General features: G+C 69.8%; 7 protein-coding genes and 1 pseudogene. 5 read left to right on the plus strand and 3 right to left on the minus strand.

Annotation, left to right across the window (positions count from 1 at the left end; genetic code table 11):
- The 3 genes and pseudogenes from VFF46_RS31880 to VFF46_RS31890 form a co-directional block, all read right to left on the minus strand.
- Positions 1 to 279: pseudogene (locus VFF46_RS31880) on the minus strand (DUF222 domain-containing protein); the annotation flags it as partial.
- Positions 280 to 335: 56 nt separating this feature from the next.
- Positions 336 to 866: a DUF6069 family protein gene (locus VFF46_RS31885; protein ID WP_325040950.1), complete on the minus strand. Its 531-nt coding sequence runs from the start codon at positions 864 to 866 to the stop codon at positions 336 to 338.
- A 102-nt stretch (positions 867 to 968) separates the two neighbouring features.
- Positions 969 to 1,394, minus strand: a complete 426-nt coding sequence (locus tag VFF46_RS31890; protein ID WP_325040951.1) for a MarR family transcriptional regulator — start codon at positions 1,392 to 1,394, stop codon at positions 969 to 971.
- A gap of 121 nt (positions 1,395 to 1,515) precedes the next feature.
- Between VFF46_RS31890 and VFF46_RS31895 the strand changes: the two genes are divergently transcribed.
- The 5 genes from VFF46_RS31895 to VFF46_RS31915 all read left to right on the plus strand — a co-directional run.
- Positions 1,516 to 2,451, plus strand: coding sequence for a hypothetical protein (locus VFF46_RS31895; RefSeq protein ID WP_325040952.1), 936 nt, complete (start codon positions 1,516 to 1,518; stop codon positions 2,449 to 2,451).
- Positions 2,452 to 2,535: 84 nt separating this feature from the next.
- The gene (locus VFF46_RS31900; RefSeq protein ID WP_325040953.1) at positions 2,536 to 3,774 is read left to right on the plus strand and encodes a helix-turn-helix domain-containing protein; all 1,239 of its coding nucleotides are present in this window, start codon (positions 2,536 to 2,538) and stop codon (positions 3,772 to 3,774) included.
- Positions 3,775 to 3,812: 38 nt separating this feature from the next.
- Positions 3,813 to 4,283 (plus strand): CrcB family protein, encoded by a 471-nt coding sequence (locus VFF46_RS31905; RefSeq protein WP_325040954.1) that lies wholly within the window; start codon positions 3,813 to 3,815, stop codon positions 4,281 to 4,283.
- Entirely contained in the window at positions 4,280 to 4,651 is a 372-nt protein-coding gene (crcB, locus tag VFF46_RS31910) for a fluoride efflux transporter CrcB (RefSeq protein ID WP_325040955.1), read from the plus strand. The genes VFF46_RS31905 and crcB overlap by 4 nt, the downstream gene beginning before the upstream one ends.
- Positions 4,652 to 4,669: 18 nt before the next feature.
- Positions 4,670 to 5,424: ADP-ribosylglycohydrolase family protein (locus VFF46_RS31915; protein WP_325040956.1), on the plus strand; the 755-nt coding region annotated here is incomplete at its 3' end.

Consider the following 5,424-nt stretch of genomic DNA (forward strand, 5'->3'; position numbering starts at 1 on the left):
GGCGTTGGCTACGGCGGTGTACTTCGGGAGGGCTCGGGCGAGGCGGACGTCTCGCCAGGCTTCGGTGCGGTCTCGGCGGTGGCGGAAGGACAGTAGTTCTACGGTGTCGCGGGCGCCGAGTTCTTGGGCGTGGCCGGTGTCTTCGATGCGGGCGATGAGTTGGAGGCGGAGTGCTTCGAGGTGGTTGAGCTCGGTGTCGAGTTGGTCGAGGGCGGGCAGGAGCTCGTGGTTGCCTAAGGCCACCACCTGCCGTCCGTCGAGAATGCCGAGGTCTTCCATGTGCTCAACAGTAGCCGCTGCGTGCGGCAGTTTTTATAGCCGAAAGGATGTTGTTTTCAAGGGATTCTGTTGTACGTCGGTACGGCGACGGCGGTTACGACCACGTGCATCAGCATCAGGCCTGCGACGGCTGTCCCGGAGGTGGCGGGGATGAATTTGGTTGCTAGTAGCAATAGATCTGGGATCATCGACAGGGCCAGGACCACCGGCACGACCAGCTTGAGGGCGGCGGCGGAACGGCGGCGGACTGCGGTCCAACCGAGGTAGCCGGCTGCGGTGCCCAGCAGTGTCAGCGGGACGAAGACCGGCGCGGTCAGCGGTGCGAACCGGGCGTCCGCGCCGAGTGCGACGGCGCCGAGCGCGACCAGATAGTTCAGACCGGCCGCGAGGGCGGCGGCGGCGAACAGGACGGCATACCGGCGCCGTCCGACCGCCGGCCGCCACCTCTGCTGCCCTTCCCCCTGCCCCTGCTGTCCCTGTCCCTGCTGTCCCTGCCGCTGCCCCTCCTGCTCCTGCCGCCCCTGCTCCTGCTGCCGCTGCTGCCGTTGCTGCTGCCGTTGCCTCTGCTGGACATCGATCGTCGCCATCGGGTCACCTCCGTTATCAGTACGACTCTCGTACTAATTCGAAGGTAACCCACGCCCCGGGCCAAGCACCAGCCTCCCGGCCAAATCAGTCCGAAACTCGTACTATTGAGCCTCGTGGCCGGCAATCACCGCGGTCAGCAGTGCGCCGAGGGTTTCCCGCTCGGCCGGTGCCAGCACCTGGAGCATCCGGCGTACCTCGGTGCGCAGCCGGCGTTCGAACTCCTCCGCGACCTCGGCCCCGTGCTCGGTCGGGGTGACCACGAAGTTCCGCCGGTCGGTGTCGTCCGGCACCCGGGTGACCAGGCCCGCGGCCTCCATCCGGGCGACCACGCCGGTCATCGTCGACTTGGTCAGCCGCAGCTCCGCGCCGAGGCCGAGCATGTTCGTCGGCTGCCGGTGCAGGACGAACAGCAGCCGGGCCTGCTGCATGGTCAGCCCGAGCTCGGAGCTGATCCGCTCGTACTGCTCGGTGACCGCCGTCGACACCCTGATCAGGGCCGGGCCGGCCGCCAGTCCTTTCGCCGCCATCGGGCCCCTTCCAGAACCGTTTCGAGATGCCCAACGATAGCGGCAACTTTTCGGCCCGGTCCGGATTCCAATGCGGTACGACGGAGGCGGGGGTGCCTCCGCGTCAGGGGAGGATACCGAAATGATTCGCAAGACCGTAGGACTGGCTTCCGCCGCCGTACTCGCACTCGGGATCGGGACGGCCGCGACAGCGCACGCACAGCAGTCCACCACGACCGGGCAGAGCGCGACGACGGCCGCCTGTGCGCTCCGGCTCGGGTCGGTGACGTCGACCGGGGCGTTCACCAGCCGGATGATCAACGCCACCGGCCCGATCACCGTCGGCGGGGTCCGGGGCACCGCCGGGGTGTTCGCGCCGAACCAGGTGCAGCACATCAGCACCTTCACCGGTACCCCGCTGGTCGGCGGCAAGGAGGCGCGTTCCGGCCTCACCCTGCAGAACGGGGCGCTGTACTCGAACTCGTTCGTCGTCGACGGTGAGAGCCAGGTCGACCCGCACTACCCGAAGAACAACCTCCGGATCGGTAGCGGCTGGGCGAACTACCGTTGGATCGAGCAGTCCGTACTGCAGCCGGCCAACGCCGGTAACCCGGCCCGGGTGCTGCTGTACGGGCAGCGCACCGACGGTGTCACCCAGCGCTGGGTATCCGACGGTGGCAGCTGGCGGATCACCTCCGGTGTCGGCGGCCTGAGCACGGTCAAGGGCATCGCGCTGATCGGGCGGACCGCGACGTCCGAGACGTTCCTGGCCAACACCCGGTCCGGCGCGCTCGTCACGGTCACCTGGCCGACCAAGTACCTCGCGGCGCCGACCAGCAAGGTCGTCCGCGGGGCCACCTGGCAGGGCTTCGAGCAGCTGATCGCGACCAAGTGCGGCGCGAACGGCACGCTGCTGCTCGGCATCGACCGGGACACCAAGTCGGGTTACCTGTACGCCGTCGGGCACGCCAACGGTGGCAGCACCGTGATCAAGAGCCTGGGTAAGGTACCGCTGACGTTCTCCGACCCGCAGTACTTCCGGATCGCGCCGAAGTACGACGTCCTCAACGGAGGCTGACCCACCGGACACCGTACGCCGCCCTCCGGCATGACGTCCGGAGGGCGGCGTCGTTGGTGTTGGGTGGGGCCGAGGGAGGAACTGATGAGTAGTACCGGACTTGCCGCGCTCGCCCGGTGGGCGGAGGACCACCTGGACGAGTTGACCGACGAGACGTGCGCGGCGATCGTCCGGCAGATCCCGTTCTACCGGGACACCGACGTCGTCAGCGGTCCCGACATGCACAAGTCGGTCAAGGGGAACATCCGCGCCACGATCGGCGTACTGCGGCAACCCGGTACGTCGCTCGACCCCGGCTCGGCGCAGTACACCGGCCGGGTCCGTGCGGAGCAGGGCGTTCCGTTACCGGAGATCCTGCAGGGGTTCCGGCTCGGTTTCGAGATGCTGTGGGAACGCCTGGTCGCGCACGTCCGGCAGTCCTGGGAGCAGGACGAGGCCGACGGACTGCTGACCGCGGCAGGTGTGCTGTGGCGACTGAGCGACGAGCAGTCGCTCGCCGCCACTGAGGCGTACCGCACGACGACCGCGGCGATCCTCGTCGCCCAGCAGCACCAGCGGTCGGCGCTCGTCGAGGCCCTGCTGAGTGGTCAGCCCGGCCCGCAGGGCGGTCCGTGGGAGGCTGCCGCGCTGCTCCGGTTCCCGCCGAACAGCCAGCTGGTCGTGGTCGCCGCCGAGACACGGGGCCTGGCCGAGGAGAGCCTGCCCGGGATCGAGCAGCACCTCGCCGAGCACGGCGTGGTCTCCGGTTGGCGGCTGACGCCGGCGCTGCAGCTCGGGCTGGTCTCGGTGCCGGACGACTCGGCCGTGTCGATACTCGGCCTACTGCGGGAGGTTGCGACCGCGCGGACCGGTGTGAGTCCGCCGTACGACTCCCCCGCCGAGACGCCGCGGGCGCTGCAGCTCGCGAGGACCGCGCTGGTCACGCTGCCGGTCGGGCAGGCCGACGTACAGGTCTTCGACTCGAGCCCGCTGGCCGGGATGATGGCGATGGATCCGCGCGAGGGCCGGCGGATCGCGCAGCAGGTGTTCGGGCCGGTACTGACGCTGCCGGCCGAGGATCGCGCCGTCCTGCTCGACACGTTCGACGCGCACCTCGACCACGGCGGATCCGCTGAGGCCGCCGGGGCCGCCCTGTGCTGCCACCCGAACACGATCCGGTACCGCCTGCGCCGTCTGCAGGAGCTGACCGGCCGGTCGCTGACCGATCCGCGCCAGGCGTCCGAGCTGGCCGCCGCGGCGTACGCCGTCCGCCTCCTGCCGCTCGCGACACCCGCTGTCGGCAGCGACGAGAACGTCCAGGTGCGAGTGGGGAAGTCCGACTGAGGGACAATGGCCTCCGTCGATCGAGAGGAGGCCTGTCTGTGGAGCACCCCTTACCCAGGGGCGCGGTCGACTCCGATGTTGATCTGCGGGTGGACGGCCGCGAGCAGCGTGCGTCCGAGGCTGCGGTTCTGGGGGCGATCGCGGCTGGTGGTGCGCTCGGGGCTACCGCGCGGTACCTGATCGGGCTCGGGTGGCCGACGCCGGCAGGCGGGTTTCCGGTCAACACCCTGCTGATCAACGTCGCCGGTTGCGGGCTGATCGGGATCCTGATGGTGCTGGTGACCGACGTGTTCACCCAGCAGCGGCTGGTCCGGCCGTTCCTCGGCACCGGGGTGTTCGGCGGGTTCACGACGTTCTCGACGTACGCCGTCGACATCCAGAAGCTCGTCACCGGGAGCCACGCCGGGACCGCGCTGCTCTATCTCGCCACGACCGTCGTCGGCGCGCTGCTCGCGGTCCGCTGCACGGTGAGCGCGACCCGGGCCCTGATCACCTGGCGGACCCGATGACGCGGCTGCTGCTGGTGATCGCCGGCGGACTGATCGGGGCGCCGTTGCGGTACGTCGCCGACCGTGCCGTCCAGGCCCGGCACGACTCGAGGTTCCCGTGGGGCACGTTCAGCGTGAACGTCCTCGGCTCGCTCGTCCTCGGGTTCCTGGCCGGGGCGTCGAACGCGTTCCCGCCCGGCGTCCAGCTGTTCGTCGGCACCGGGTTCTGCGGTGCGCTGACGACGTACTCGACGTTCTCCTACGAGACGATCCGGCTGTTCGAGGACCGGGCCCGGTTCCTCGCCGTCGCGAACGTGACCGCGAGCATCGTCGCCGGGCTGGGGAGCGTTTTCCTCGGCGCGGCGGTCAGTCAGGCGCTGTCGCACTGAGCATGATGAACTGAGCTCGTGACAGAACTGGGACCGGGGTATGTCAGCCACACTTTCGACGCGATGCGGCCGGTGGACCTGTTGGCCGACGAGGTCCGGCAGCGGCGCCAGACCGGGTACGACGTGGACGCGCTGGTGCAGGAGGCGAACCGGACCGATCCGGGCGACCGTGACGCCGTACTCGACCTGGTCGACCGGATGTCGCTGGCCGAGCGGCTACCCGGCTGGACGTACGTCGAACCGGATGAGCTCGCCGACATCGAGGACTCGCTGGACGGGCTGCCTCGGGCGTCCGCGGTACCGGAGGCCGAGCTGGCCGATCGGATTCAGGCTGCCTGGCTCGGGCGGATCGCCGGGTGCAACATCGGCAAGCCGGTCGAGTCCGGCGACTACTGGACCACGGACCGGATCCGCGACTACCTGCTGCTCACCGACTCGTACCCGCTGCGCGACTACGTCCCCGCGCTCGACCCGATGCCGGACGGGTTCCGGCTGACGTCGTGCTGGCCGGAGACGACCCGCGGGAACGTCCACGGCTCGGCGCGCGACGACGACATCGACTACGCGATCCTGGCGCTGCACCTGCTCGAGACGCACGGCGACGACCTGCGGACCGAGGACGTCGGCGCCGCCTGGACGCGGCTGTTCCCGATCGGGCAGGTGTTCACGGCCGAGCGTGCGGCGTACCTGAACCTGGTCAACGGGTTCACCGTCCCGGAGGTCGCGCGGCGGCGGAACCCGTACCGGGAGTGGATCGGCGCGCAGATCCGCGG

It is taken from the genome of Kribbella sp. (assembly GCF_035655035.1).
GTDB lineage: Bacteria > Actinomycetota > Actinomycetes > Propionibacteriales > Kribbellaceae > Kribbella.